This window comes from Burkholderia sp. MR1-5-21, assembly GCF_053427715.1.
Genome location: NZ_JBSAXD010000027.1, coordinates 73,629 through 98,524 on the forward strand (window position 1 = coordinate 73,629; position 24,896 = coordinate 98,524).

Annotated in this window: 20 protein-coding genes; 6 read left to right on the forward strand and 14 right to left on the reverse strand. The window is 69.3% G+C overall.

Features of this window, described 5'->3' with window-relative positions; genetic code table 11:
- Positions 1 to 271: 271 nt before the first annotated feature.
- The 7 genes from ACV229_RS30055 to ACV229_RS30085 form a co-directional block, all read right to left on the reverse strand.
- On the reverse strand, positions 272 to 1,852 hold the full coding sequence (locus ACV229_RS30055; RefSeq protein ID WP_448086758.1) for an aldehyde dehydrogenase (NADP(+)): 1,581 nt from the start codon (positions 1,850 to 1,852) through the stop codon (positions 272 to 274).
- Positions 1,852 to 2,832 carry an amidohydrolase family protein gene (locus tag ACV229_RS30060; protein ID WP_448086719.1) on the reverse strand — a complete coding sequence of 327 codons (981 nt, stop codon included), beginning with the start codon at positions 2,830 to 2,832 and terminating at the stop codon, positions 1,852 to 1,854. Before ACV229_RS30060 ends, ACV229_RS30055 begins: the two co-directional genes overlap by 1 nt.
- On the reverse strand, positions 2,810 to 3,757 hold the full coding sequence (locus tag ACV229_RS30065; protein ID WP_448086720.1) for a YncE family protein: 948 nt from the start codon (positions 3,755 to 3,757) through the stop codon (positions 2,810 to 2,812). Before ACV229_RS30065 ends, ACV229_RS30060 begins: the two co-directional genes overlap by 23 nt.
- Before the next feature lie 100 nt (positions 3,758 to 3,857).
- Entirely contained in the window at positions 3,858 to 5,150 is a 1,293-nt protein-coding gene (locus tag ACV229_RS30070; RefSeq protein WP_448086721.1) for an MFS transporter, read from the reverse strand.
- 73 nt (positions 5,151 to 5,223) lie between these two features.
- Positions 5,224 to 6,141, reverse strand: a complete 918-nt coding sequence (locus ACV229_RS30075) for a dihydrodipicolinate synthase family protein (protein WP_448086722.1) — start codon at positions 6,139 to 6,141, stop codon at positions 5,224 to 5,226.
- Between the two features lie 2 nt (positions 6,142 to 6,143).
- Positions 6,144 to 7,316: an L-rhamnonate dehydratase gene (locus ACV229_RS30080; RefSeq protein ID WP_448086723.1), complete on the reverse strand. Its 1,173-nt coding sequence runs from the start codon at positions 7,314 to 7,316 to the stop codon at positions 6,144 to 6,146.
- A gap of 66 nt (positions 7,317 to 7,382) precedes the next feature.
- Positions 7,383 to 8,429: a 4-hydroxythreonine-4-phosphate dehydrogenase PdxA gene (locus ACV229_RS30085; protein ID WP_448086724.1), complete on the reverse strand. Its 1,047-nt coding sequence runs from the start codon at positions 8,427 to 8,429 to the stop codon at positions 7,383 to 7,385.
- Positions 8,430 to 8,602: 173 nt separating this feature from the next.
- On the opposite strand from ACV229_RS30085, the gene ACV229_RS30090 reads away from it, so the two are divergent.
- Together ACV229_RS30090 and ACV229_RS30095 are read left to right on the forward strand one after the other, a co-directional pair.
- Positions 8,603 to 9,535, forward strand: a complete 933-nt coding sequence (locus tag ACV229_RS30090; protein WP_448086725.1) for a LysR family transcriptional regulator — start codon at positions 8,603 to 8,605, stop codon at positions 9,533 to 9,535.
- Between the two features lie 180 nt (positions 9,536 to 9,715).
- On the forward strand, positions 9,716 to 10,261 hold the full coding sequence (locus ACV229_RS30095) for an arsenate reductase/protein-tyrosine-phosphatase family protein (RefSeq protein WP_448086726.1): 546 nt from the start codon (positions 9,716 to 9,718) through the stop codon (positions 10,259 to 10,261).
- Positions 10,262 to 10,368: 107 nt separating this feature from the next.
- On the opposite strand, the gene ACV229_RS30100 is transcribed toward ACV229_RS30095, so the two are convergent.
- The 3 genes from ACV229_RS30100 to ACV229_RS30110 all read right to left on the reverse strand — a co-directional run bounded on the left by ACV229_RS30100 (position 10,369) and on the right by ACV229_RS30110 (position 12,232).
- Complete coding sequence (locus ACV229_RS30100; protein WP_448086727.1) at positions 10,369 to 10,824, reverse strand: HepT-like ribonuclease domain-containing protein; 456 nt, start codon at positions 10,822 to 10,824, stop codon at positions 10,369 to 10,371.
- The gene (locus ACV229_RS30105; RefSeq protein ID WP_448080269.1) at positions 10,769 to 11,065 is read right to left on the reverse strand and encodes a nucleotidyltransferase family protein; all 297 of its coding nucleotides are present in this window, start codon (positions 11,063 to 11,065) and stop codon (positions 10,769 to 10,771) included. Before ACV229_RS30105 ends, ACV229_RS30100 begins: the two co-directional genes overlap by 56 nt.
- Positions 11,066 to 11,182: 117 nt before the next feature.
- On the reverse strand, positions 11,183 to 12,232 hold the full coding sequence (locus tag ACV229_RS30110) for an AraC family transcriptional regulator (RefSeq protein ID WP_448086759.1): 1,050 nt from the start codon (positions 12,230 to 12,232) through the stop codon (positions 11,183 to 11,185).
- A gap of 233 nt (positions 12,233 to 12,465) precedes the next feature.
- Here ACV229_RS30110 and ACV229_RS30115 point away from each other — a divergent pair, with 233 nt between their 5' ends.
- Entirely contained in the window at positions 12,466 to 14,235 is a 1,770-nt protein-coding gene (locus ACV229_RS30115; RefSeq protein ID WP_448086728.1) for a GMC family oxidoreductase, read from the forward strand.
- Complete coding sequence (locus ACV229_RS30120) at positions 14,222 to 16,672, forward strand: alpha/beta hydrolase fold domain-containing protein (protein ID WP_448086729.1); 2,451 nt, start codon at positions 14,222 to 14,224, stop codon at positions 16,670 to 16,672. The genes ACV229_RS30115 and ACV229_RS30120 overlap by 14 nt, the downstream gene beginning before the upstream one ends.
- 46 nt (positions 16,673 to 16,718) lie before the next feature.
- Here ACV229_RS30120 and ACV229_RS30125 read toward each other — a convergent pair whose 3' ends face one another.
- Positions 16,719 to 18,740 carry an LssY C-terminal domain-containing protein gene (locus ACV229_RS30125; RefSeq protein WP_448086730.1) on the reverse strand — a complete coding sequence of 674 codons (2,022 nt, stop codon included), beginning with the start codon at positions 18,738 to 18,740 and terminating at the stop codon, positions 16,719 to 16,721.
- Between the two features lie 138 nt (positions 18,741 to 18,878).
- Positions 18,879 to 19,331 (reverse strand): hypothetical protein, encoded by a 453-nt coding sequence (locus ACV229_RS30130; RefSeq protein WP_448086731.1) that lies wholly within the window; start codon positions 19,329 to 19,331, stop codon positions 18,879 to 18,881.
- 436 nt (positions 19,332 to 19,767) lie between these two features.
- Here ACV229_RS30130 and ACV229_RS30135 point away from each other — a divergent pair, with 436 nt between their 5' ends.
- Entirely contained in the window at positions 19,768 to 20,415 is a 648-nt protein-coding gene (locus ACV229_RS30135; RefSeq protein ID WP_448086732.1) for a response regulator, read from the forward strand.
- 44 nt (positions 20,416 to 20,459) lie between these two features.
- Positions 20,460 to 22,235, forward strand: a complete 1,776-nt coding sequence (locus ACV229_RS30140; RefSeq protein ID WP_448086760.1) for an MASE4 domain-containing protein — start codon at positions 20,460 to 20,462, stop codon at positions 22,233 to 22,235.
- 27 nt (positions 22,236 to 22,262) lie between these two features.
- Here ACV229_RS30140 and ACV229_RS30145 read toward each other — a convergent pair whose 3' ends face one another.
- Together ACV229_RS30145 and ACV229_RS30150 are read right to left on the reverse strand one after the other, a co-directional pair.
- A complete protein-coding gene (locus ACV229_RS30145; RefSeq protein WP_448086733.1) occupies positions 22,263 to 23,573 on the reverse strand; it encodes an MFS transporter in 1,311 nt (436 codons plus the stop codon).
- Positions 23,574 to 23,688: 115 nt separating this feature from the next.
- Entirely contained in the window at positions 23,689 to 24,717 is a 1,029-nt protein-coding gene (locus tag ACV229_RS30150; RefSeq protein WP_448086734.1) for an ABC transporter substrate-binding protein, read from the reverse strand.
- Positions 24,718 to 24,896 lie beyond the last annotated feature (179 nt).

Here is a 24,896-nt window from a genome sequence, read left to right on the forward strand (position 1 = left end):
CGGAGGTCTCTTCCGGGTCGGCTACGGCCAATCGCGTCCGGCGCTACAAGTATGGCGCGAAGGTAGGCCAGTCGCACGATCTCTGACGCGCCCGCTCGGGCACCTGTGGCACGACTGCTCGTAAGTCGTTGATTTTCAGCGTGCACCGTTGCAATGACTCTGGCGCCCTACGCTTCCATGTAAAAAAAGCGCGGCGATTAACGCCGCGCCCATACAATCCGTCATTCGATTGACAAAATTTCGGCTATCCGCGCCTGCTCGGCATGGCCGCTCAATCCTTCCCGAACTTCCCATCCTTCAACCGCCACACACCCAGCGGATTGCCGTCCTGCAACGCCTCCGGCAGCAACTCCGCCGGCAGCGCCTGATAGCACACCGGCCGCAGGAACCGCTCGATCGCAAGCGTACCGACCGACGTCGCACGAGAATCGGACGTCGCCGGAAACGGCCCGCCATGCACCATCGCATGCGCGACTTCGACACCGGTCGGATAGCCGTTCGCGAGAATGCGTCCGGCCTTGCGTTCGAGCGTCGGCAGCAGCCGCCGCGCGAGCGCGTAGTCGGCCGGTTCGAGATGCAGCGTCGCCGTGAGCTGACCTTCGACGTGTTCGGCCAGATCGATCATCTCGTCGACGTCGCGGCACGTGACGATCAACGACGTCGGTCCGAAGATCTCGTCCTCCAGCGTGGCATCCGACACAAATGCGGCCTGCGTCGTCGCAAACAGCGCGGGCATCGCCGCCGCCTGCGCGCCAGTCTGCGCACCTTGCGCGACCGCGCTCACGCCCGCTGACGCCGCCCGCTGCGCGACACCGCGTTGATAGGCGGCCGCGATCCCCGTCGTCAGCATCGTCTGCGCACCCTTCTGCCCGAGCGCCTGCGCGGCGGCGTCGACGAACGCCTGCGTGTCGGGCCCGTCGAGCACGACGACGAGCCCCGGGTTCGTGCAGAACTGGCCGACGCCGAGCGTCAGCGATTCGACGAAGCCGCGCGCGATCTCGCCGCCGCGCGCCGCAAGCGCGCCGGGCAGCACGAAGAACGGGTTGATGCTGCTCATCTCCGCATAAACGGGAATCGGCTCGCGGCGCTTCGCCGCGATGCTCATCAACGCCAGCCCGCCGCCGCGCGAGCCGGTGAAGCCGACCGCCTTGATCGCCGGGTGCGCGACGAGCGCCTCGCCGATCGCATTGCCCGCGCCGATCACCAGCGAGAACACGCCTTCCGGCAGCCCGCAGGCGGCCACCGCCTGCTGGATCGCACGCCCGACCAGTTCGGACGTGCCGAGATGCGCAGGATGCGCCTTCACGACGACCGGGCAGCCGGCCGCGAATGCCGACGCCGTATCGCCGCCCGCGACCGAGAACGCGAGCGGGAAGTTGCTCGCGCCGAACACCGCGACCGGGCCGACCGGAATCTTCCGCAGGCGCAGGTCGGGCCGCGGCAACGGCTGGCGGTCCGGCTGCGCGGAATCGAGCGTCGCGCCGAGCCAGCGGCCGTCGCGCACGAGCGCCGCGAACAGCCTGAGCTGGCCGACCGTGCGCGCGCGCTCGCCTTCGAGCCGCACGACCGGCAGCGCCGATTCCTGATGCGCGCGCGCGATCAGCGCGTCGCCGAGCGCGACGAGGTTGTCGGCGATCGTGTCGAGAAACCGCGCGCGCACGTCGAGCGGCATCGCGCGAAACGGATCGAACGCGGCGGCCGCCAGCGTGCACGCGCGATCCACGTCCGCCGCATCGCCCGCGCCGAATTCGGGTTCCAGTTCGACGCCGCGCGCGGGATCGAACGCGCGCAGCGTTCCTGCCGTGCCGCGCACCGACGCGCCGCCGATCACCATCTGTCCGGAAATCTGCATCATTCACCTGCCAGCTTGTTGGGTTCGTCGAGTTCGATCCGGTAGATCCGGACCGCGTTGTCGTGCCAGATCGCACGGCGCGCCACGTCGCTCAGGTCCGCCATGGCGCCGGCGAACGTGCGCAGCAGCGCGGGATAGGTCACGCGCAACCCCGCCACCGGGAAATTGCTCGCGAACAGGCACCGTTCCCACCCGAATATCGCGATCGCGTCGCGGATGATCCGCCGGTTTTCCGCGTCGTTCCACGCCGCATCGCGCAAGCCGAATTCGGACAGCTTCACCGACACGCGCGGCAACGCGGCGAGCGCTTCCATCCCGCGCCGCCAGCGTGCGAGCCCCGCGTCCGAGCGGTCCCACGGCAATCCCGCGTGTTCGAGCACCACGTCGACGGCCGGCGCATCCGCGAGCCGCGCCGCCGCGTCGCCGAGATGCCAGAACGGCACCCGCAGATCCCAGCATAGGCCGTGCGCGGCGAGCCGTTCAAGCGCGGCCGGCCAGCGCGGGTCGCGCAGCGTGCCGGGGCCGTCGACGGCCGCATCGGGCGCCGGCGCGGTGCGCGGCTTGAAGCGCACGCCGCGCACGCGCGGCCACGCGGCCTGCTCTGCAAGCCGCTCCGCCGCGTCGTCGGCCAGCAGGTCCACCCACGCGACGATCGCCGACGGCAGCCCGTGTGCAGCCGCGATGTCGTGCAGCCAGCGCGTCTCCGCGAGCGCCTCGTCGCGCGCGCGTTCGGCTTCGACGTGCACGCTCGCGACGAGCGGCGCGCCGTGCGCCGCCCGCCGGTATGCGTCGACGCCAAAGTCGCGGCACAGCGCCGCGTAGTCGCCGAACATGAAGCGCGCCGGATCGTATTGATCCTGCAGCCACGGATAGTGCGCACCCGCATCGAGCCGCCACAGGTGGTGATGCGCATCGACGAGCGCATCGGGCATCCCGTCCGGCGCCCCGCCGCGCCCGTCAGCGCGTGCCGGCGAGTACATACGACGCATCCGGCTCGCGCAGCGTCGGCAATGCGCTGACGAAACGCCAGGTATCGAGATCGAGTTCGCGCACGTAGTCGTCCTGGAACGACACATAGGCCGCACGGCGCGACGGATGGAACGACAGCGCGGTCGGGTTCGCGGGCAGCGCGACGCGTTCGATTTCCTCGAGCTGCTGCGCATCGAACACCGAGATCGACCGCTCGCCCGAGTTGGTCAGCAACAGCAGGTCGCGGCCGTCCGGCGCGCTCGTCCGGTAGATGCGGTTCGGATCGTTGCGCGTCTTCACGCGGCGGCCGCAGGTCATCGTGTCGGTGTCGATCGCGACCAGCGTGTCGTCGCCGCGGTTCGCGACGTACAGCGTGCGCTCGTCGCTCGACAGCGCGTTGCCTTCCGGACGCGGCCCCGGCATCACCGCGCGCGGCGCGACCGTCGCGTCGCGCGGATGGAACTGCGTGACCGTGTTCGACAGCAGGTGCACGCCGTACGCTCGGCTCGCGTCGCGCGTCAGCGTCACGAGGTGCGTCTTCACGCCGCCGGACGGCACCGCCATGTTCGGCACCGGCTGCTCGGTCGGGCGATCGAACACGAGCAGCATGTCGTGCGCCTCGCTCATCGCATACAGCCGGCCCTCGCTGTCGCTCGCCATCCCGTGCGGCCGGTAGTACGGCCACAGGTCGAGCATGCGCGTATGGGTGCGCTCGGCGAGGTCGATCTCGGCGATCCGGTGGTCGCCTTCGTGGCCGCGCGACCACGCGGTCTCGATGCCGAAGATGCCGACGTACGCGAAGCGGTTCTTCGCGTCGACGGTGAATTCATGCGGGAAGTTCGGCAGCACGATGTGCTTGAGCGCCGTTTTCGTTTCGAGATCGTAGAAGCTGAAGGTATGGGCGCACTTCTGCACCAGCAACAGGATGTCGTTCATCGTGAGTCTCCGTACTTCGATGTGTCGCCGCGGCGCGCGCATCGCGCCGCGGCAAGTGTCCGCTCATTGCACTGCGCTCGCGGGGTCGCGCGTCTGTCCGTCAATCCTCGCAGCGCTTCGGCAGCGTCAGCGCGAGGAGGCCCGCCACCGCGAGCGTGACCGCGAGGCTGTACACGCCGGCCGCCGAGCTCACGTGCTGGGTCAGCACGCCGACCGCATACGGGCCGCAGAACCCGCCGAGGTTGCCGAGCGCGTTGATCAGGCCACGCGCGCTGCCGGCGGTCTCGACGCTGCAGAGCTTCGGCGGAATCGCCCAGAACACGCCGGCCGCCGCCTGCAGGAAGAAGCCGCAGCCAATCAGGAACGCGAACGATACGGCCATCGTCGAATGCGTGAGCACCGACAGCGCGAGGCACGCCGCGAAACCGACGAGCGGCAGCAGCACGAACAGGCGGCGCTTGCCGGTTCGGTCCGACAAATACGACGTCGCGAACATGCCGATGATCATCGCGATGTACGGCAGCATCGCGAGCAGGCCGATCTTGCCCATCCCGGTGTGCGTGAGGTTCTTCAGCAGCGTCGGCAACCACATCGTATAGCCGTAGATGCCGACCTGGTAGCAGAAGTTGATCGCGATCAGCAGCCAGATCGTCGGATTGCGCATCAGCGCGCCGAACGACGCCGCGGTCGGCGTGCCGGCCGCGCGCTTGCGCTCCTGCTCGGCGCGCAGCGCGTCGAGGATGTACGCCTTCTCGCGCGGCGACACCCAACGCGCGGTCTCCGGGCTGTCGTCGGCGAACAGCAGCCAGACGATCAGGAACAGCAGCGACAGCGCGCCCGTGCTGAAGAACAGGTGGCGCCAGTCGTAAGCAGCGAGGATGAAGCCGGACAGCGGAGCGGTGATCATGCCCGCGAGCGGCACGAACATGATGACCATCGCGTTCGCGCGGCCCCGCTCGCGATCGGGGAACCAGTTGCTGACCATCGTCAGCACGACCGGCAGCATCCCGCCCTCGGCGACGCCGAGCAGGAAGCGCAGCGTCAGCAGTTCCCACGTATGCGTGACGAGGCCCGTCAACGCCGACAGCACGGCCCAGCTCACGAGCGACCACGCGATGAAGCGCTTGCCGCTGCCGAGCGCGGCGCGCCGGCCGCCGGGAATCTGCAGGAACAGGTAGCCGAAGAAGAAGATCCCGCCGGCGAGGCCGGCCATCGTCGCGTCCATCCCGAGATCGGCGTTCATCCCGCCCGGCATCGCGAACGCGATGTTCACGCGGTCCATGTACGAGATGATGCAGGCGAGCAGCAGCGGCGGGATCACGCGCAGCCAGCGGCGTCGCGGAATGGCTTCGCCGGCTTCGTATGCCGGGGTGGCCGGGGTTAACGTGTTCATTGATGTCTCCAATTTTGGTGATGGCTGCGGCGGTCTTCTGATGGACCGCTGTCATGCCGTGACGAACCGGCGTCTAGCGCCCCCAGCGCAGCACGAGCGGATCGAGCCGCCGCGCCGCGTCGAGCAACCCCGCGCGCGTATCCGGATGCAGGTCGGGCCACGGCGCGCGCGGGCGGTCGCACGCGATCACGCCGCCTTCCTTCATCAGCACCTTCGCCGCCAGAAAACCCGCCTGCCGGTTCTCGTAGTTGATCAGCGGCAGCCAGCGCGCGTACTGCTCGCACGCTTCGTCGCGGCGGCCCGCGAAATACGCGTCGGTGATCTTGCGGATCCCGTCCGGATAGCCGCCGCCCGTCATCGCGCCCGTCGCGCCCGCATCGAGATCGGCGAGCAGCGTGATGCCTTCCTCGCCGTCCCACGGCCCTTCGATCGCGTCGCCGCCGACGCGGATCAGTTCGCGCAGCTTTGCCGCCGCGCCGGGCGTCTCGATCTTGAAGTACGACACCGCGTCGATCTCGCGCGCGAGTCTCGCGAGGCAGTCGACCGACAGCGTCGTGCCGCTCGCGGGCGCGTCCTGGATCATCAGCGGAATGTCGAGCCCGGCGCTTGCTTCGCGGAAGAACGCATGGATCGACGCCTCCGGCACGCGGAACGTCGCGCCGTGATACGGCGGCATCACCATCACCATCGATGCGCCCAGCGCCTGCGCGCGCCGGTTGCGCTCCGCGCAGATCCGCGCGCTGAAGTGCGACGTGGTGACGATCACCGGCACGCGGCCGGCGACGTGCTCGAGCACGGTGCGAGTCAGCACGTCGCGCTCGTCGTCGCCGAGCGCGAATTGCTCGGAGTAGTTCGCGAGGATGCAGATGCCGTGCGAACCGGCGTCGATCATGAAGTCGATCGCGCGGCGCTGGCCGTCGAGGTCGAGCGCGCCGTCCGCGGTGAAGATGGTCGGCGCCACCGGAAAGACGCCCTGGTAACGTGCGCGCATGGTCACTCCACGATGTCGAACTGGTCGAGGAACTCGGTCTTCAGCGTGAGGCCGAGACCCGGCACGTCGTCGCGCAGCTGCAGGAAGCCGTTCTCCGCGGCCGGCTCGCCGTCGAAGATGTAATAGAACAGCTCGTTGCCGACCTCGACGTCGAACATCGGGAAGTACTCGCTCATCGGCGACGCGAGCGTGCTCATCGTCAGGTGGTAGTTGTGCATCTGGCCCGCGTGCGGGATCACCGGCACGCTGTACGCCTCGCACAGCGCGTTGATCTTGTGCGCCATCGTGATGCCGCCGACGCGGTTCGTGTCGTACTGCACCACCGACACGGCCTTGCGGTCGAGCAGCTGCTTGAAGCCGTACAGCGAGAACTCGTGCTCGCCGCCGGAGATCGGGATGCTCGTCAGCCGGTTCAGCTCCGCGTAGCCGTCGATGTCGTCGGCGATCACGGGCTCCTCGAGCCAGCGCGGCTGGTACTTCTCGAGCTTCGGCAGGATGCGCTTCGCATATTCGAGGTTCCAGCCCATGTAGCACTCGAGCATCAGGTCGTTGTCGTAGCCGATCACTTCGCGGATCGCCGCGACCGACTTCAGGTTCTCGACCACCCCCTGCTGCCCGTGCGAGGGCCCGTAGCCGAAACGCATCTTGAACGCGCGGAAGCCCTCGTCGAGATAGCGCTTCGCCTCGTCCTGCATGGCCTTCAGGTCGGTGCGGTACAGCTTCGAGTAGTAGCAGGGAATCTTCTCCTTCGTGCGGCCGCCGAGCAGCTTGAACACGGGCTTGCCGACACTCTTGCCGAGCACGTCCCAGATCGCGATGTCGACCGCCGAGATCGCCGCCATGCCGATGCCCTTGCGGCCCCATGCGTGGGTCGCGCGGTACATCCGCTGGTTCAGGTATTCGTAGTCCCAAGGATCCTGGCCAATGACGAGCGGCGCGAGGTACTGGTCGATGATCGCCTTCGCGATGTGCGGCGCGAGCGCGACGTTGCCGAGCCCGACGATGCCGTCGTCGGTCTCCACTTCGACGACGGTCCACGCGTGGAAACGGAACGTGCTCATCGTTTCCTGCGGCGCGTACAGCAGGTCCATCGCGTTCGAGCAGAAGTTGCCCTGCGGCGGCACGGTCTTGCCTTTCCATTGGTACACGCGTGCGCGTACGGCCTTGATCTTCATGGCGTTGTCTCCTGATATGCGGTTTCGATTCGAATGTCGTTCGTTAAGGTCGGGGCCGGGCCGCCGTCACGCGGAAGTCGTCTGCCGGCGGTGCGCGGCGCCCATCCGGCACGCGATCTGCAGCGCCTGCCAGGTCGCACCGACGTCGGCGGTGCCGCGCCCGGCGATGTCGTATGCGGTGCCGTGCGCGGGCGTCGTGATCGGCACCGGCAGGCCGCCCTGCACGGTCACGCCGCGCGAGAAGCCGAGCAGCTTGATCGCGATCTGCCCTTGGTCGTGGTACATCGTGACGATCGCGTGGTAGTCGCCGGCCTGCGCCTTCAGGAAGATCGTGTCGGCCGGGAACGGGCCGTCGAACGGCGCGTCGGTCGGCCACGCGCGTGCCTGCAGCGCGCGCACCGCCGGCGCGATCACGTCGATCTCCTCGCGGCCGCACATCCCGCCGTCGCCGCCGTGCGGGTTGAACGCGGCGATCGCGACCTTCGGCGCTGCGACGCCGTTCGCGAGCAGCGACCGGTAGATCAGCTCGGACGCCTGCTCGATCCGCTCGACCGACAGATAGCGCGCCGCGTCCTTCAGCGGAATGTGCGACGAGATACGCGCGGTCCACAGCTCGCCGAGCGTGTTGAATTCGCAGAAGTAGCCGGTCACGCCGAGGTATTCGGCAAAGTGATGGAGTTCGTCCTCGTGCTCGAGGCCGCCGAGCTTCATCGCGTGCTTGTTGAGCGGCGCGAAGCAGATCGCGTCGATGTCGCCGGCGAGCGCAGCGTCCATGCAGCGGTTCAGCACGTCGAGCACCGAGCGGCCGCCTGCAGGGCCGGCCTGCGCGAGCGTGACGTCGGCGGCGTCGACGGTGTCGACCGCGACGAACGCGGGCCGCGCGCACGACGGCCGGTCGCGCACGTCGGCGAGCGACGCGACCGGCTCGACGTCGACCTGCACGCCCGCGGTGCGCTGGCCGGCTTCCCACAGCCAGCGGTCGCCGATCAGCACGAGATTCGCGCGCGACACCGCGTCGGGGCGTGCGAGCAGCTTCGCGATCAGTTCGGGGCCGATGCCGGCCGGGTCGCCGAGCGTCAGCGCGACGACGGGCAAGGTCGGGGCGGCCGTCATGCCGGATCTCCCGCGCGGGCCGGGCCGCGTGCCGCCGTGGCCAGTTTCGTCTGCATATTCGTCTCCTGTCTGGCCGGCAAGCGGCCGTTCGTCATGTGGGGTTCATGCTAGGTAGACGGAATGCCCCGGTAAATTGAAAACTCTTGATGAATTGATAACCAGGGGTAATCGGATTGGGTTCGATCGACAGGAAGGATTCGACGCCGCAACTGCTGAACCGGCTGCGGATGCGGCAGGTCGCGCTGCTGCTGGCGGTCGAGGAATGCTCGACGCTGCGCGCGGCGGCCGACCGGCTCGGCCTCACGCAGCCGGCCGCGACCAAGATGCTGCGCGAGCTCGAGGACGCGCTTGGCCAGCCGCTGTTCGAGCGCGTCGGGCGCGGGCTCGTGCTGAATCCGGCCGGCGACCGGGTGCTCGGCTACTTCCGCGGGATCCGCGGCAGCATGGAGGCGCTGAACCGCGAGCTGGCCGAACTGCAGCTCGGCAGCGCCGGGCGGCTCGCGATCGGCAGCATCATGGCGGCCGCGCCGGGGCGGCTCACCGAGGCGCTCGTGCAGTTGAAGGCGCGGTATCCGCTGCTCGCGATCGACATCGCGGTCGATACGAGCGACAAGCTGATGCCGCAACTCCAGGAGGGCGTGCTTGAAGTCGTGATCGGGCGCAACGTCGGCGCCGATTGCGAATTCCGCGCGGTCGACGACGAAGCGCTCGCGATCGTCGCCGGCCGCGACCATCCGCTTGCCGGCGCCGGGCCGGTCGAATTCGCGGCGCTGCTCGCGTATCCGTGGATCCTGCAGCCGGCCGGCAGCCCCGCGCGCGAGGTCGTCGAGCGCGAGTTCCACGCGCATCACCAGCCGATGCCGCGCGGGCTGATCGAGACGGGCTCGATCCTGACGACGATGAACCTCGTCGACCGCTCGCAGATGCTCGGCGTGATCCCGCTGACGGTCGCCGAGCTGAATGCCGCGCACGGGATGGTCGCGATCGTCGACTACACGCTCGGGCAGAAGCTGCCTTCGTACGGCAGCGTCGTGCGGCGCGACCGGCCGCTGTCGGCGCCGGCGCAGCAGTTTCTCGCGTTGTTTCATCGCGAGGCGGGGGGTTAGGGGGCGGTCGGCGCTGCATCGCCGCCGATTGCGATGAATTGCGCTGAATTGCGGTGATGCGACGCCGTCTTGCCAAAACCGGCCGGCGATTTTTGTCCGTCACGGAGGGCCGGCATGATGTGCCGTCGGCGTCGGCACGATGCCGCGGCGGCACCTCAACCCTGACTGGCGAACAAAACCATGAAAACAATCAAGACGCTTGCCCTGCTCTGTTACCTCGGCGTCCAGTGCGCGACGCTCGCCCATGCGGACGAACCGAAGAAGGTCGCGTTCGTCGACACCGGCAACACCGGACGCAGCGTGATGGCCGAGGCCATCGCGGATCAGCTGATCGCGCAGCGCCACGCACACATCGCGGTAATTTCGCGCGCGGTCGACGATGACCCGTACGACGAGAAGCCCGAGGAGAACGGCGTGATCCTGATGAAGCGGCGCGGCATCGACACGTCCGCGCACCGCTCGGTGCAGCTCAATGCGAACGACGTCAAGCATTCCGACGTCATCCTGACGATGACCGACAAGCACAAGGAGAAGGTGCTCGCGCTATATCCGGCGGCGGCGGGCAAGGTGTACACGCTCGCCGAATACGCGACCGGCAAGCACGACGACGTGCCGGATGCCTGGGGCAAGCCGATCGCGTTCTACGAGACGGTGACCGCGCAGCTCGACACGTTCATCCCGTCCGCGCTCGACAAGGTCGTGGCGATCGCGCCGGCGAAGCAGTGACGGTTGCGGCGGCGGCCGCATTCGACCCGAACGGATGCGTCGCCGATCAATAGCCCGAGATATCGCCAAATGCAGCGACGAACGCGTCGGGGCGCCATCGCACCCTTTCAGTCCCCAGTGCCTTGTGAACTTGGCGCGGCGGCCCCTTGCTCGCGAACGAGCCGGTCCAACAGCGCCTGAACATCCCGGCGCATGCCGGGAAGATCGTTCTTAATGGTTTCCCAAACAATGTCGAGATCCACCTTGAAGTAGTCGTGGGCAACCACGCTCCTCATCTCATAGCAGCCTCGCCACGGCACTTCCGGGTGTTCGTCTGCAAATGCCCGATGATGCTTGCGCACCTTGTTGCTCGCGTCGCCAATAACCTCAATGTTGCGAATCACCGCATCGATGACGAGCATGTTCGCAACAAATCCCGCCTTGTCCATGGGCCGACATATGCTCCGATCCGATCGATTGCTTCGACCATGTGGCCGAGATAATCGGGCAGGCGCTGTTCCTTCCCTTTCATATGGGCTGGGCCTCCGCCACCACGGTTGCACGAAATGTGTCGGGCAATGCATTCGGCGTCAACACATCGACCCGAACGCCGAGAAGTTCCGACAACCGGTACCGGATGGTTCCGACGTTGAGCAGCGTCATGCCGGGCTGCGGCTCCACGAGAAGATCCAGATCGCTTTCATCGGTATCATCGCCATGCAAGACGGACCCGAATACGCGCGCGTTCGACGCGCGATTGGCTTCGACAATCCTGCGAATCTCGACGCGGTGTGCGTTCAGTGCAACGGACGGCCTCACAAGCATCTCTCCTACAGTGAATTCCGGGCATTCCCGTAAGCAACGAAGCCATTCTAGCGGTTAGTCGTGGTGCGCACGCCGGCCTCGTCGCGCCAAACCCGCGTGCACATTATTCAGCGCCCCTCAGCCGCCCTTTCTCTCACGTGACACGCCGCTGCGAAACGCCCCCGGCGCCACCCCATACCACCGCTTGAACGCCTGAGAAAAACTCGAGAGATCGCTGAACCCGAGCCGCTCCGCCACCTCGGTCAGCGTCAGCCGCTCGTCGCCGAGCAGCGCTTCGGCCATCGCGCCGCGCGACTCGGCAAGCAGCGCGCGAAACGTCGTGCCCTCCTCCTGCAGCCGCCGCTTCAGCGTGCGCGCGCTGGTGTTCATCAGCCGCGCCATGTCGTCGAGCGAAAACGGCGGCGTGCCCGGCGTCGCGGTCAGGTAATCGCGGATCATCGCCGCGGTGCCGACATGCGCGCGCCGCGCTTCCAGCAAGCGACGGCACATCTGCTCGCACATCGACACCGTAATCGGATTCGCCTGCGGCAGCGGCCGGTCGAGATACGTGCGCGCGAACGCAAGGCTGTTCGACCGCGCGCCGAACGTGGGCTCGACGCCAGCGATCCGCGGGGCAGCGGCCGGCGCCACGCCGCGCGCCGCCGCCGGACGTTCGGCCTGCAACGTGAAGCGCGACAACCTGAAATCCGCGCCGCCCATTTCCTGCAGCAGCACGACCGCCGCAGTCATGTCGCGCTCCACGACGAACCGGCTCAGCTCGCCGGCCAGCTCGGGGGCGCCGAAATTCAGCACGCAGCCGTCGTCCTCCTCGCGGTACGTGATCACCGTGTATGCATAGGTGAGCGGCAAAAAGCGCAGCGCCAGCCCGAGCGCATCGCGCGCGGTGGCGCTCGAGATCAGCCCGTAGCCCCACACGCCGTACGCCGAGAAGTGATACCGCTGGCCGACCTCGAAGCCGAGGCCCTGCGGATGCCCGAGCAGCCGCAGCAGGTTGCCGGTCAGCCGCAGTTCCTGCGCCGCCGTGACCTCCGCGTTCGGGTCGTCGAGCTGCGCGGCCGACAGCCCCGTGCCGGCCAGCAGCTTCGTCTGCGGCACGCCGCGCTCGCCGCCGAAATCGACCAGCAGCCGCGCGCCGGCCGGACTCCGGGTGAAATCCTGGAAGCTCATACGGGGGAAACCCTTGAAGCGCCGATTTGGCCCAAATACTAAAACAATTGTCCCGTCGCAGCATTGGTGTTTTCCCATGCGGCACGCACCATCGGCGTCATCCAGTCGTCGTCCGAACGACCTCATCGACCGCCCTGAGGAGACACCATGCATCCGAACCTACCGATCGCCGTCGTCGCACGCAGAGCGCCGTCGCGCACCGCCTGACCCGCCGACTTTCCGGAGACGATTCCATGAGCAAGACATACGACTACATCGTCGCCGGCGGCGGCTCGGGCGGCTGCGTCGTCGCGGGACGCCTGACCGAGGACCCGAGCGTCACCGTCTGTGTGCTCGAAGCCGGCGGCCGCGGCGACGGCACGCTCGTCAACGTGCCGACGGGCGCCGTCGCGATGATGCCGTCCCGCATCAACAACTGGGCGTTCGAGACCGTGCCGCAGGCCGGGCTTGGCGGGCGCCGCGGCTACCAGCCGCGCGGCAAGGCGCTCGGCGGCTCGTCGGCGATCAACGCGATGGTCTACATCCGCGGCCACCGCAGCGACTACGACCACTGGGCTGCGCTCGGCAACGAAGGCTGGTCCTACGACGACGTGCTGCCGTACTTCCTGCTCAGCGAGCACAACGAACGCTTCGACGATGCATGGCACGGCCGCGACGGCCCGCTGTGGGTCAGCGACCTGCGCACGGGCAATCCGTTCCACGCGCGCTACCGCGAAGCGGCGCGCCAGGCGGGCCTGCCGCTGACCGACGACTTCAACGGCGCGCAGCAGGAAGGCATCGGCGTCTACCAGGTCACGCAGAAGCACGGCGAACGCTGGAGCGCCGCGCGCGCGTACCTGCTGCCACACGTCGGGCGCCGCGACAACCTTACGGTCGAGACACACGCACAGGTGCTGCGCATCCTGTTCGACGGCACGCGCGCGATCGGCGTCGAGGTGCGGCAGCATGGCGAGGTCCGCACGCTGCGCGCGCGCCGCGAGGTCGTGCTGGCCGCGGGCGCGTTGCAGACGCCGCACTTGCTGATGCTGTCCGGCGTCGGCCCGGCCGCCGAGCTCGGGCGTTTCGGCATCCGCACGCTCGTCGACCTGCCCGGCGTCGGCCGCAACCTGCAGGACCATCCGGACTTCATCTTCGGCTACCGGACGCGCAGCGTCGACACGATGGGCGTGTCCGCGCGCGGCGGCCTGCGCATGCTGCGCGAGCTGCTGCGCTTTCGCCGCGAACGGCGCGGGATGCTGACGTCGAATTTCGCGGAAGGCGGCGGGTTCCTGAAGACGCGCGCCGAACTCGACGCGCCGGACATCCAGCTGCATTTCGTCGTCGCGCTAGTCGACGATCATGCGCGCCGGTTTCATCTCGGCCACGGGCTGTCGTGCCACGTGTGCCTGCTGCGGCCGCGCAGCCGCGGCGCGGTCACGCTGCAAAGCGCCGATCCGCTCGACGCGCCGCGCATCGATCCGGCGTTCCTCGACGATCCGCGCGATCTCGACGACATGGTCGCGGGCTTCAAGCTGACGCGCCGGCTGATGCAGGCGCCTGCGCTCGCCAGCTGGATCACGCGCGACATGTTCACCGCGAACGTGACGACCGACGACGAGATCCGCGACGTGCTGCGGCGGCGCACCGACACCGTGTACCACCCGGTCGGCACGTGCCGGATGGGACGCGACGCGCACGCGGTCGTCGATCCGCAACTGCGGGTGCACGGGCTGCAGGGACTGCGGATCGTCGACGCGTCCGTGATGCCGACGCTGATCGGCGGCAACACCAATGCACCGACGATCATGATCGCCGAGAAGGCGGTCGACCTGATGCGCGGGGCCAGCCGCGTACGGGGTCGACCGCATGCCGACGCAACGATCGGCACGGATGCCGAAGCAATGACTGCGATCGCTGCCGCAGTACGGACCGTCGCCGGGATCGGCGCCGAGTCTCTCGCGGAACCCGGGTCCGATACTCACGCCACCGCCCAACCGAAGGAGACCCGCGATGCGCTCGCCTGATTTCCCCGCCCTCGACGACACACCCCCACCGCTCACCGCGATCATCATCGGCGCGGGCTTCGCCGGCATCGGCATGGCGATCGCGCTGCAGCGCGCCGGCGTGCACGATTTCGTGATCCTCGAACGCGCGCACGACGTCGGCGGCGTATGGCGCGACAACAGCTATCCGGGCGCCGCGTGCGATGTGCCGTCGCATCTGTACTCATTCTCGTTCGAGCCGAATCCCGGCTGGTCGCGCACGTTCGCGCCGCAGCCGGAAATCCACGCGTACCTGCGACACTGCGCGCGCAAGTACGGTCTCGCGCGCTACCTCCGTTTCGGCGCGGAAGTCGCGCACGCACGCTACGACGAGCCGCACGCGCTGTGGCGCGTGACGCTGACGGACGGCACGACGCTGAGCGCCGCACTGCTCGTCAGCGGCACGGGGCAGCTGAGTCGCCCCGCGCTGCCGAACCTGCCCGGCATGGAGACCTTCCGCGGCCGCGCATTCCATTCCGCGCACTGGGACCACGCGTATCCGCTCGCCGGCAAGCGCGTCGCGGTGATCGGCACGGGCGCGTCCGCGATCCAGTTCGTGCCGGCGATCGCCGATACCGTGAAGACGCTGACGGTGTTCCAGCGCTCGCCCGCGTACCTGATGCCGCGCCCGGACCGCGCGTACCGGCCGTGGGAGCAGGCGCTGTTTCGGCGGCTGCCGTGGGCGATGAAGCTGCATCGCGCGGCGATCTACCTTCGCTACGAATCGCGCGCGCTCGCGTTCACGCGCTTCAACGGGCTGATGAAGCGCGCGGTCGGCCGGCCGTTCTTCAAGCTGCTCGCGCGGCAAGTGCCCGACGCGGCGCTGCGCGTACGGCTCACGCCCGACTACCCGATCGGCTGCAAGCGCATCCTGCTGTCGAGCGACTACCTGGCCGCGATGAGCAAGGATAACGTCGAGCTCGTCACGCAACGGATCCGCCGCGTAACGGAGCACGGAATCGAGACCGCCGACGGCACGCATCATCCGGTCGATGCGATCGTCTACGGTACCGGCTTCGCGGCAACCGAATTCCTGTCGCCGATGCGCATCACGGGCCGTGGCGGGCTCGACCTGAACGACGCGTGGCGGCGCGGCGCGCAGGCGTATCTCGGGATGACGGTGCCGGGCTTTCCGAATTTCTTCATGCTGTACGGCCCGAACACCAACCTCGGCCACAACTCGATCGTCTATATGCTCGAGAGCCAGATCGCGCACGTGATGCGCTGCGTGCGCGCGATGCGGCGCGCCGGCGCCACCGCGGTCGACGTCGACGCACGCCGCTACCGGCGCTACAACGTGCATGTCCAGCAGCGCCTCGCGGGTTCGGTGTGGAGCACCTGCAAGAGCTGGTATGTGGATGCGTCCGGCCACAACAGCACCAACTGGCCGGGCTTCACGCTGTCGTATCGCTGGCTCGCGCGCTTCTCGGGGCTCGCCGCGTACCGCTACTCGACCGTGCTGCCGGGCGCGGCCGGGCGCGCGGGCGGTGTCGCGATCGCCGCGCCGGGCGGCGTGCTGGAAGCGCTGAACGCGGGCTTCCTGCGCGGCTTCCTGCGGGTCGGCTTCCGCTCGCTGATCGGGCCGCCGTTCGGCGTCGGCCTCCAGCGGCGCGTGGTCGGGCTGCTGTCGCCGCTGATGCCGGGGATCGGCGGCATGATCCGCTATCGCACGTCGGCGGGCGGCGTGCCTGCCGAGGTCGTCGCGCCGAAACGCGGCGATACCGGCGGCGCGATCCTGTACCTGCACGGCGGCGCGTTCTGCGTCGGCGGACCCGGCACGCACCGCAGCGTGACGACGCGGCTCGCCGACGAATCGGGGATGGCGGTGTGGACGCCCGATTACCGGCTCGCGCCCGAGCATCCGCACCCCGCCGCGCTCGACGATGCGCTGGCCGCGTATGCCGCGCTGCGTGCGCTGGGTTACGCGCCCGAACGCATCGTCGTCGCCGGCGATTCGGCGGGCGGCGCGCTCGCGCTGGCCCTCGCGATCGCGCTGCGCGACCGCGGCGAGCCCGCACCGGCCGGACTGCTGCTGATCTCGCCCGTCACCGACGCGGCGCTTCACGGCGACACGCTGATGTCGCGGCGCGGCGACGACCCGATGATCCGGCGCGGCTGGCTCGAACAGGGGCTGCGCTGGTATCACGGTGCCGCTGCGGCCGCGACGCGCGGCCCGCTCGATACCGATCTGCGCGGCCTGCCGCCGATGCTGATCCAGGCCGGCGACCAGGAAGTGCTGCTGTCGGACGCGCAGCGCCTCGCGGATCACGCGCTCGCGTGCGGCATTCCATGCCGCCTCGAGATCCACGCGGCGCGCTGGCACGTGTTTCATCTGCAGTCGTTCTACCTGCGCTCGGCGCGCGACGCGCTGCGCACGCTCGCGGGATTCGCGCGGGAACGGGTGGTTGCGTTGCGGTGACGGGCCCGCAGCCAATAGGCCACACACAAACCGCGCGCCGCCCCGCTCACGGCGCCGCCACCGTCCACACCAGCAGCACGTCGGCCGGCGCCGACGGCGTGCCGGCCGGCGGATGCACGACCGTCGCGTCGACATCAAGCGCCTGCGCGATCTCCGTCGTGTTGTCGATCGGCCGCGTGCGCACGACGGTCATCAGCCGCGCCGGATGATGCAGCATTTCCCGATACAGCGCGCCGTACCACAGCCCGCGCGTGCCCTGCGCATCCTCCAGCACGTACGGATAGCGCCACAGCCGCAGCACGAGCCGGCGGTCCGGCTGCCGCGGATCGGCGCGCACGAACACGCGCCGCGTGCCCTGGCCTTGCGTATAGCGCGGCAGCACCGGCAGGCCTTCCGGCGGTGTCTGCGGCAGCAGCCAGCGCAGCGCGGACTGCATCGACCACGGCGTCGCGCGCAGCCAGCCGGCCTGCGCGAGATGCCGGTCGAGTGCGTCGGACTTGACGCTCCACTGCAGCGGCAGGAATTCCTCGCTATCCCCGCTGATTTCGGTACGCCGCATCGGCACACGCAGCCAGCCGCCGCGCATCCACTGGTCGACGGTCATCGCGACCACGCGGGCCGCAAGCGCGTGCTGGTCCCGCTCGGCCTGCCACTGCGCGGGAATCGTCCAGACGCCCGCCGTCGCGAGCACCACGACGACGGCGACGAACGCGCCCTTCGGCTGCACTTCGTCGCGCACGTGCGCGTACGCGTAGGTGCCGGCCAGCACCGCGAACCACGCGAGTCCGAGGCTCCAGCCGCCGAGCAGCCCGGACAGCCAGGTCTCGCCGAGATACAGCCGCGCGAAGCCGCCGAGCACGATCCACATCACGATCGCCGTCGCGACGCCGCTGCGCCACAGCGCGGAACGTCCGCGCGTCAGCACCCAGCCCATGAAGCCGCTCACGAGCATCCCGAACGCGGCATCGCCGTTCGGCAGCGGCACGTGCTCGCTGCCGGGCAGCAGGCTTGCGGGCGCCGCGCCGTTCGCCCCGGGGCCGAACGCCGGCACGAGCACCACCGCGACGCCGACGGCCGCGAGCCACCACGCGGCGGTCAACCAGCAACGATGGATCAGCAGCCAGACGAGGAACGCGGCCGCGACGATCAGGACGACGTCGCGGCCGTTCAGCACGACGACGGCGCTCATCGCCGCATCGACGGGCGGCGTGCGGAGGTTCTGCAGGAACGTGTAGAGCGCGGTGTCGGCCTGCATCAGCGGATCGTTCGCGACGACGTCCTGCACGACGCCGGCAAACAGCCACACGCTGCCGACGAACAGCAGCGCGAGCGCGGGCACCGCGCCCGGCATGCGGCGCCCGCGCTCGGCAAGCCGGCGCCGCGTCGCGCCGAGCCACGGCCAGTGCCGCGCACAGGCATGCGTCGCGGCCGACCACGCGCGGCGCAGCAGCGGCAGGCCGCGCGTCAGCGCGACGCGCACGCCGAACCACACGGCCGCGACCAGCGCCGCGACGACCAGCAGGATCGCGGCGACCCGGGCGCTGACCGCCGCGGCGAGCGCCGCCGACGCGCCGAACACGATGCCCGGCGCGACGTGGACTGGCGCCCACACGAACGCCGACGCGGCGTTGACCGGATAGAACGACCGGCGCGGCAGGTACGCGCAGCCGACGATCACCGGCACGACCGCGCGCACCGGCGCGAGGAAGCGCGCGAACGCGATGCTTTTCATGCCGTGGCGCAGCACGAACTGCTCGCCGCGCTCGTACGACTGCGCGTACCCGGCGCGCGTCCACCAGGTCCGGACTTCGCTGCGGTAGCGCCGGCCGAGTTCGTAGCTGATCCCGTCGCCGACGATCGCGCCGGCCACCGCGACGCCGATCGTCGCCCAGCCGTCGAGCGCGCCCGCGCCGATCAATGCGCCGGCCGCGAACATCACGGCGCCGGCCGGCACGAGCGTGCCGATCAGCGCGAGCGATTCCGCGCAGGCGGTCGCGAACACGACGGCGAGCGCGAGCACCGGATGGATGCCGATGGCGCCGAGCCACGCATGGATCGTTTCGCTCATCGCGGGTCTCGTCGATTGGCGGCGCGCCAGCGCGCCGGATGCGACGCCCTGCGCCCGGCGCCACTCGGCCGGGCATCCGGCGACGGCGCGACGGTCCGGCCGATCGGTGTATGCATGCCTTTGTGCGGTGCGCGTGCGTCAGCCGCGCTCGTGCTGCCGCGCGTCGGCTTCGAGCGGCGCGTCGACGTAGCCGACCGTCGCGATCTCGTGCAGATAGCGCGCGAGAAACGCACCGATCGAGCCGGCGGCTTCGTACTGATGTACGTGGCGGAACTCATGGGTCAGGAGGCGGCGGTTCACGTGTCCTTCAACGACGAACACTGCGTGGCCGAGCGTGAGGCCGATCGTGCCGGGCGACAGCAGCCCCGCGTCGCGCGCGATCGCGGCCAGCGACGGCGTTTCTGGAAACGGCAACGCGCCGGTGGTCACGATGCGGATCCGGTCCGGGTGCGCGACGCCGACCGCGCGTGCGTCGTCAGCCTGCTCGGGCGTGAGCGGCGCGCCCTGCGCGAGCCCGCGCGCCGCTTGCGCTTCGGCCCACGCGATCGCGGCCGGCAGCGCGGTGGGCAGGATTTCGGCGAGATCGATCATCGCGGGGTCTCCTCGGATGGCGGGTTCGATGTGGGACCAGTTTAGCCCCGAATCGTGCCCGCTCGCGAGGCGCGCCGCCCGACGCGGCCGGCAGGGCGACGAGCGGGCCGGGTTGGCCGGGATGACCGGGCGGGAGGAACCGCAAGCAGGTCGAAAAAGGACCGAAAGCCGGTTGCAATACGCGCCGCGATGCGCGGCTGTGGCGCGCGCACGCATCGGCGGCATCTCGCCCCGATTGTTTCACCCCGCGATGGATTCCGCGTGTTGCGCCGCATAAAATCTCCCGCGCGTGTACCGTTTTCCGCATCGGCGGAATATATTGCTCAGATGATGGACCGCTTCGGCGACGTCGCGCCGACCGGCGGTCCGGCATTGCCGTCTGACACGACACCCGCGCGTTGCGCGCCGAAGCGCCATCCCGGAAGAGGAACGCTCCATGATCAAGGTGATACTGGCTGACGACCACGCAGTCATGCGCGACGGACTGCGTCACATACTCGAGACGGCCGGCGGCTTCGAAATCGTCGGCGAAGCGAGCGACGGGGCGGCAACACTCGCGCTGGCCGAGCGCCGCGCGGCCGACGTGCTGCTGCTCGACCTGTCGATGCCGGCGCCGACCGGCATCGAGCTCATCAAGCTGATCAGGACGCACGCGCCGGCGCTGCGCACGCTCGTGCTGACGATGCATGCGGAAGAACAGTACGCGGCGCGCGCGTTCAAGGCCGGCGCGACCGGCTTCCTGACGAAGGACAGCGCGACCGCCGAGCTGGTCGCAGCGGTCGGCAAGGTGGCGGCGGGCGGCGTCTACGTAAGCCCGTCAGCCGCGGAAAGCCTTGCAAAAACCCTGCACGCGCCGGCGGAAACGCTGCCGCACGATCGGCTGTCGGCACGCGAGGTCGACGTGATGCGCCGCATCGTCGCGGGCGAGACCATCACGCAGATCGCGGCCGTGCTCGGCCTCAGCGCGAAGACCGTCAGCACGTACAAGACGCGCATTCTCGAGAAGATGGATCTGCCGCATGAAGCGGCGCTGATCCGCTACGCGGTGCGCCACGGCCTCGGCATCGACGTGGACGAAGCATGACGCAAACGCACCTGCCCCGCCCCACCGCGACGCCGGACGACGATATGCCGCCGTGGAGCGCGCCGCCCGTGAACACGGCCGATCCGGAGACGGCGCAGATGTTCATGGCGTCGCTGCCGCCCGGACGCCGCGAGCGGCGGCTCGCGATCGCGACGGTGATCGTGTCGGCGGCATTCTTCGTCGCGCTCGCGCCGTTCGCGACCGTGCAGCTCGCGCAGGTATGGGGGTTCATCCCGGTCTACCAGACGGCGATCCTCGTCAACGACATGGTGACGGCCGGCCTGCTGCTCGGCCAGTACACGATCCTGCGCGAGAAAGCGCTGCTCGCGCTCGCGGGCGGCTACCTGTTCACGGGCTTCATGGCCGGCGTGCACATGCTGACCTTTCCGGGCCTGTTCGCGCCGACAGGCCTCCTCGGCGCGGGCGAGCAGACGACCGCCTGGCTGTACCTGTTCTGGCACGGCGGCTTCCCGCTGACGGTCGCGTGCTACGCGCTGCTGCGCGCGGCGCCCCGCTCGCCGCCGGTGCCGTTCCGCCGCGCAACGGTGCCGATCGTGCTGTGCGTCGCCGGCGCGATCGCGGTGACGGTCGCGCTCGCGGTGTTCGCGACCGCGGGCCACGACCGGCTGCCGCACATCATGCAGGGCAACCGGATGACCGCGGCGATGACACGGGCGATCGCGGTTGTCTGGACGTTGAACGTCGGCGCGCTCGCGCTGATGGTGTGGCGCCGGCGACGTCATTCGGTGCTCGATCTGTGGGTGATGACCGTGATGGTTGCGTGGCTGTTCGACATCGCGATGTCGTCGATGCTGAACCACGGGCGCTTCGATCTCGGGTTCTACGCGGGCCGCACGTACGGTCTCGCCGCGTCATGCGTCGTGCTGTTCGCGCTGCTGTTCGAGCACGGGCGGCTGCATGCGCAGACGGTGCGCGCGCTTGCGGGCGCGCGCTTCCAGCATCTGCTCGTGCTGCAGAAGACCGAGCAGCTGAACGACGCGAACGAACGCCTCGAGCAGCGCGTTGCAGCGCGCACCGCGCAGCTGAGCGCCTCGAACCGCGACCTGCGCCGCGAGGTCGAGGAGCGCGTGCGCGCCGAGCGGGCGCTGAAGGCGTCGCGCGAGGAGCTGCGCGAGATCTCGGCGATCAGCGCGACCGCGCGCGAGGCGGAACAGCGCCGCATCGCGCGTGAGCTGCACGACGAACTCGCGCAGACGCTCGCATCGCTGAAGAACGATCTCGAATGGCTGCTCGATCACGTGCCGCAGGACGACGCCACGCTGGCACGCAAGATCGCGGCGATGCACGGGTTCGCGCGCGGCGCGGTGGCCGCGACGCGGCGCATCGCGTCGGACCTGAGGCCGCTGATGCTCGACGATCTCGGCTTTGCGGCGGCGATGCAGTGGCTCGTGCAGGACTTCCGGCAGCGACACGGGATCGCGTGCACGCTGCGCGCCGATCCGCCCGAGCATCATCTCGACGAGCCGTATGCAACGGCCGTGTTCCGGATCGCGCAGGAAGCGCTCGCGAACGTCGCGCGGCATGCGGCCGCGTCGCAGGTGATGGTCGATCTCGCGTGCACGGACGACGAAATCGCGCTGGCCATTCGCGACGACGGCACGGGATTCGATCCCGGCGACCCGCGCAAGCCCGCGTCGTTCGGGCTCGTCGGGCTGCGCGAACGCGCGTACCTGGTCGGCGGGACGTTGCGGATCGACACCGCGCCCGGCAAAGGCACGACCGTCGACGTCCGGATTCCGTTGCAGCATGCGCACGCGATGTTCGCGGCGGGCGGGCGTCTTGCGGGGGAGCAGGATTAATGGACCAGCGGTCGACGCAGGTCCCCCTCACGCCCGCGCCGCGACCATCCCCCGCTCCGATCGCGTCCACGCGACCAGCGCACCGACGCCGAGCAGCGCGAGGCACACGATCGGCACGATCATCGGCCCGAACGCGGTGCCGGTCACCTTCCCCGCGAACGGCATCAGGTTCTGGCTGAAGAAGCCGCCGAGATTGCCGATCGAGTTGATCGCCGCGACGCTTGCCGCCGCGCGTGCGCCGGTGAAATACCGCGGCGGCATCGACCAGAAGCACGGATACAGCAGCGGGATGCACGCGCCGCCGAGCACGAGCGCGACGAAGCGCAGCGGCGTCGACGGCAGCACGAGGCTCAGCAGGAAGCCGAGCGCGCCGAGCGCCGCGACGATCGCGATCGTGCGCAGGATGCTCTTCGCGCGGCGCAGCTTCGCCGGCAGCCACAGCAGCAGCAGCACCGCGAGCGCCCACGGCAGCATGCTCAGGAAGCCGTTCGTGCCGCTCGACACGCCGAACGACTTCACGAGCGTCGGCAACCAGTAGGTGACGCCGTACAGCGACGTCGACATCAGCATGTAGGTCGCCGCGAACAGCATCACGCGCGGATCGAGCAGCGCCTTCCACGGCTGCGCGTGCTCCGCCTGCACGGGCTGCTCGCGTTCGAGCGCGGCGGCGACGATCTGCTTCTCGCGATCGTCGAGGAAGCGTGCATCGCGATACGACGCGGGCAGCACGCGGAACACGACGATCGCGACCGCCACGGCCGGAATGCCGGTCGCGATGAACACCCACTGCCAGCCCGCGAGGCCCCACACGCCGTTCAGGCTCAGCAGCCAGCCGCCGACGAGCGAGCCAAGCATGTTCGCGAGCGCGCTGCCGAGCGTGAAGATGCCGAGCACCTTCGCGCGATAGCTTTGCGGGAACCACAGCGTCAGGTAGTAGATCACGCCCGGGTAGAACCCGGCCTCGGCGATGCCGAGCGCGAAGCGCAGCCCGCAGAACACCGGCATCGACGTCGTGAAGCCCATCGCGACGGTGATCGCGCCCCACGTCAGCATGATGCGCGCGAGCCACACGCGCGCGCCGTAGCGATGCAGTGCGAGCGTGCTCGGCACTTCGAACAGCAGGTAGCCGATGAAGAACAGCGACGACGCGAGACCGAACGCGGCCTCCGTCATCCCGAGGCTGTGCACCATCTGCAGTTTCGCGAAGCCGACGTTCTGCCGGTCGATGAATGCGATCAGGAACATCACGACGAGGATGGGCAGCAGGCGCCGCGCCGTCTTCGACATGATGCGCTGCTCTTCGGCGGACGCGGGGTCCAGGGTATCGGTGGCGTTCACTGCATGCTCCTCCGTGGTGTCGGTTGTATCGGTTGTATCGGTTGTGTCGGGTCAGGCGCCGCGTCCGTTCGATCGCGCGGCGCCGGTCGTTTGTCCAGCGGGCCGGGGCGTGCGCTCACGACGGTCTGAAGCCGTCGAGCATCGGCACGAACATCTCGGTCCACGCGCGCGGCTTCGCCTTGATCGTGCCGGCCATGTAGAGAAAATCGACGTAGTCCATCAGCTGGTTCGGCTTCACCGAGAAGCGCGTCTCGGGCGCCGCGAGCATCTGCATCACGTCGTCGTGCGACACGCCGACGCCGGACCCGGCGACGTAGATCGCCGCAGCCGCGCGCGGGTCCTGCACGATCAGCCGGTTCGCGTCGTCGAGCGCGTCGAGGAATGCGGCGACGAGCGCCGGCTCCGTGTCGACGAGCCGCTTCGGCGCGAACACGACGTCGAGCGTCAGCGGGCCGAGCACGTCGATCGAATTGACGACCCGATGGATGCCCGGCTGCCTGAGCTCGAGCGTCGAGAACGGCGGCGACGTGAAGTGCGCGGTGACGCCGTTCTCGTGCCGGATCAGCGCCTGCATCGCCTGCGGATGCGGCAGGTTCACGGTAATCGAATCGAGGTGCGCGAACCGCTTCTGGCCGAGCAGCTTCGCGGCCACCATCTGCAGCACGACCGCCGACAGCGACGTGCGGATGCCCGGCACCGCGATCCGGTCGGACGGCGTGAAGTCGGCGAGCGTGCGCAGCGCGGGCCGGTTCGCGTTCAGCGACAGCGACGTCGTCGACAGCCCGCTGATGCCGATCACCTCGACGTTCGGAATCCCGCGCGCCCGCGCCCACAGTTCGATGAAGCCCGGCGCACCGGCGCCCGCGAAATCGAGCGTGCCGGCCATCATCGCGTCGTTTACCGAGTTGCCGCCGTCGAGCAGCACCCAGTCGACGCTGACATCGCGCACGCCGTGCCGCGCCGCGTGCTGCTCGAACAGCCGTGCTCTCTCCATCACGAGCAGCGGCAGGTACAGCACGCCGTAGCCCTTCGAGATCCGCACCGTGCGCGGCTTCGACAGCACGAGCGCCGGCGCGAGCGCTGCGCCGAGCGCGCCGGCGAGGCCTGCGGCGACGAACGCGCGGCGGCGCGGCGACGGCGTCATGCCGGCGCTCCGGCCGCGCGGGCCGTCGACGGCAACGTGCGTGCGGATACGACGCTCGCCGCATCCGGCGGGGTGCAGGCGCATGCGATCGCAGCGCGATGCCGCGCGCCCGTTTCGCTCGTTGCCTGCTGCATGTTGCCGTCTCCTCTGGTATTAATGCCGTCTTTGCATTCCTCGGC